This window comes from Streptomyces lushanensis (assembly GCF_001700515.1).
Taxonomy (GTDB): Bacteria; Actinomycetota; Actinomycetes; order Streptomycetales; family Streptomycetaceae; genus Streptomyces; species Streptomyces lushanensis.
Map to the genome: position 1 here is coordinate 1 of NZ_MAUD01000457.1, position 3,310 is coordinate 3,310.

The window sequence follows — 3,310 nt, forward strand, 5'->3', positions numbered from 1 at the left end:
TCGCCGAGGCGGGCGCCGCCGACCAGCATGCGGGGGCCGTAACCCGGTTCACCGCGGCCGGCGGCGCCCGCCTCGGCGAGGAGGGTGGGCAGGCCCTGGTCCACGCCCGTGGCGGAACCGGCGGTGAGATAGGTGTCCAGGCCCGGCAGGTCCGCGAGCTGCTTGCGCAGCGCGTCCCGGTCCGCCGCGCGGTCGATCGCCCGGTGGAAGGTCCAGCGGCAGCCCTCCAGCTCCGCGAGCAGCCGCTCCACCGTCACCAGGTCCGGCGTCCCGTCCGCGTCCAGGAAGCCGAAGACGAACTCCTCCGCTCCCTCCGCCCGCAGTCCGCGCGCCGCCGCGACCAGGGCGTCCACATCGCCCGGCCCGCCCGGTTCGCCCACCGTGAAGCCGTCGGCCAGCCGCAGCATCACCCGGAGCGGGATGTCGACCGCGGCACGGATCTCCGCGAAGGTCTCGCGGGGCGGGGTCAGCCCGTCCGCCGCCATGTCGGTGACGAGTTCGAGGCGGTCCGCACCTCCGCTCCGGGCCGCGACCGCGTCCTCCGCATCGAGGGCGATCACCTCCAGGACTGCACGCTTGCTCATGAGACCTCATTCATCGGGGAGGATGTCGGGGCTATAGGTCTAGTCCAATGTCCAGCCTAAGGGGAGCGGAACCCCGGCGCACCAGCGCACCCGTACCGTGAATCACTGCCGCAACACGGCCGGACGCCAGGGAACGATCACCAAATACCCCCTCCGGGTATCTTGAACTCCCTACGGGTGGGAGGTATACCTGAAAGCGGAGATACCCCTAGGGGGTACGATGTGTCCTATCGGTCGACCACCAAGGAGCCGTCAGCCATGAGCCTCGCCGGAACCACCGGCGCAACCGCCGAAGTCGAGCTCACCATCGGCGGTATGACCTGCGCCTCCTGTGCCGCCCGTATCGAGAAGAAGCTCAACCGCATGGAGGGCGTCGAGGCCACCGTCAACTACGCCACCGAGAAGGCCAAGGTCTCCTACCGCGGCGCGGACGTCGCCGTCCAGGACCTGATCGCCACCGTCGAGGCCACCGGGTACACGGCGCGGGAACCCGCGCCCGTGGTACCGGAAAGCCCGGGAAGCACGGGCACGGAACCCGCGGATACGGAGGACGCGGAACGCGGGCCCGGCGGCACGGGCTCCACCGGCCCGGCCGCCGCCACAGGCCCGCGGAGCGCCGAGGACGCCGCCAAGGACGCCGAGCTGCGCACCCTGCGCGAGCGGCTGATCACCGCCGTCGTCCTCTCCGTACCGGTCGTCGCGATGGCCATGATCCCGGCCCTCCAGTTCGACCACTGGCAGTGGCTCTCCCTCACCCTCGCCGCTCCCGTCGTCACCTACGCCGGCTGGCCCTTCCACCGCGCCGCCTTCACCAACGCCCGCCACGGCGCCGCCACCATGGACACGCTCATCTCGGTCGGCACGTCGGCGGCGTTCCTGTGGTCGCTGTGGGCACTCTTCTTCGGCATGGCGGGCATGCCCGGGATGACGCACCCCTTCGAGCTGACCGTCAGCCGCACCGACGGCACCGGCAACATCTACCTCGAAGCCGCGGCCGGGGTGACCGCCTTCATCCTCGCCGGGCGCTACTTCGAGGCGCGCGCCAAGCGGAAGGCCGGAGCGGCCCTGCGGGCGCTGCTGGAGCTGGGGGCCAAGGAGGTCACCGTCCTGCGGGACGGCCGGGAGACCACCGTGCCCACCGCCCGGCTCCGGGTCGGCGACCGGTTCCTCGTACGGCCGGGCGAGAAGATCGCGACCGACGGCACCGTCGTGGAGGGCTCCTCCGCCGTCGACGTGTCGATGCTCACGGGCGAGTCCGTGCCCGTCGAGGTGTCGGCCGGCGACACGGTGACCGGCGCCACGCTCAACGCGGGCGGCCGGCTCGTCGTCGAGGCGACCCGTGTCGGCGCGGACACCCAGCTCGCCCGGATGGCCCGGATGGTCGAGGACGCGCAGAACGGCAAGGCCGCCGCGCAGCGGCTCGCCGACCGTATCTCCGCCGTCTTCGTCCCCGTCGTCATCGGTCTCGCGCTGGCCACGCTCGCCTTCTGGCTCGGCAGCGGCTCGGGGCTGACGGCCGCCTTCACCGCCGCCGTCGCCGTACTGATCATCGCCTGCCCCTGCGCCCTGGGCCTGGCCACGCCGACCGCCCTGCTGGTCGGCACCGGACGCGGCGCCCAGCTCGGCATCCTGATCAAGGGCCCGGAGGTCCTCGAATCGACCCGCCGCGCCGACACGATCGTCCTCGACAAGACCGGCACGGTCACCACGGGGAGGATGACGCTGCTCGCCACGCACACGGTCGCGACCACGGACGAGACCGAGGTCCTGCGTCTCGCGGGCGCTCTGGAGCACGCCTCCGAGCATCCCGTCGCGCGGGCCGTCGCGGCGGGCGCCGTCGAACGCACCGGCAGCCTCCCCGTCCCGGAGGGCTTCACCGATGTCCCCGGTCTCGGCGTCCAGGGCGTCGTCGACGGCCACGCGGTCCTCGTCGGCCGCGCCCAGCTCCTCGCCGACCGGGGGGAGATCCGTCTCCCGGCAGACCTGGAGCGCAGGAGGACCGACGCGGAGGCGGCGGGCCGCACCGCAGTCGTGGTGGCGTGGAACGGTGAGGCACGGGCCGTCCTCGAAGTCGCCGACGCCGTCAAGGAGACCAGCGCCGAAGCCGTACGCCGCCTCCGCGCCCTCGGTCTGCTCCCGATCCTGCTCACCGGCGACAACAGGGCCGTCGCCGCCTCCGTCGCCGCCGAGGTCGGCATCGACCAGGACCGGGTCATCGCCGAGGTCATGCCCGAGGACAAGGTCGACGTCATCAAGAGGCTCCAGGCCGAGGGCCGTTCCGTCGCCATGGTCGGCGACGGCGTCAACGACGCCGCGGCTCTCGCCCAGGCCGATCTCGGCCTCGCCATGGGCACCGGCAGCGACGCCGCGATCGAGGCCGGCGACCTCACTCTCGTCCGCGGCGACCTGCGCACGGCCGCCGACGCGATCCGGCTGGCGCGCCGCACCCTGACCACCATCCGCGTCAATCTCTTCTGGGCCTTCGCCTACAACGTGGCCGCCATCCCGCTCGCCGCGGCCGGACTGCTCAACCCGATGATCGCCGGGGCCGCCATGGCCTTCTCGTCGGTCTTCGTGGTGGGCAACTCGCTGCGGCTGCGCGGCTTCAAGGCCTCGTAGGCCCTGTCCGGCCGGACCGGGGCCGGCCGGACCGGGGCCGGCCGGACCGGGGCCGGCCGCACTGCCCTGCCGGAGGGCCCGGCCGGAGGGCCCGGCCGCACTGTCCG

General features: G+C 73.1%; 2 protein-coding genes. One reads left to right on the forward strand and one right to left on the reverse strand.

The window, feature by feature from the left end; translation table 11 throughout:
* A partial coding sequence (locus BFF77_RS29400) for a copper homeostasis protein CutC (RefSeq protein ID WP_066955932.1) occupies nt 1–584 on the reverse strand: 584 nt, incomplete at its 3' end.
* A 258-nt stretch (nt 585–842) separates the two neighbouring features.
* Here BFF77_RS29400 and BFF77_RS29405 point away from each other — a divergent pair.
* On the forward strand, nt 843–3,203 hold the full coding sequence (locus tag BFF77_RS29405) for a heavy metal translocating P-type ATPase (protein ID WP_066955934.1): 2,361 nt from the start codon (nt 843–845) through the stop codon (nt 3,201–3,203).
* The last annotated feature ends 107 nt before the right edge of the window (nt 3,204–3,310 follow it).

Coding starts and splice junctions, on each gene's coding strand:
- BFF77_RS29405 (WP_066955934.1), top strand. CDS start 843: ATGAGCCTCGCCGGAACCACCGGCGCAACCGCCGAAGTCGAGCTCACC.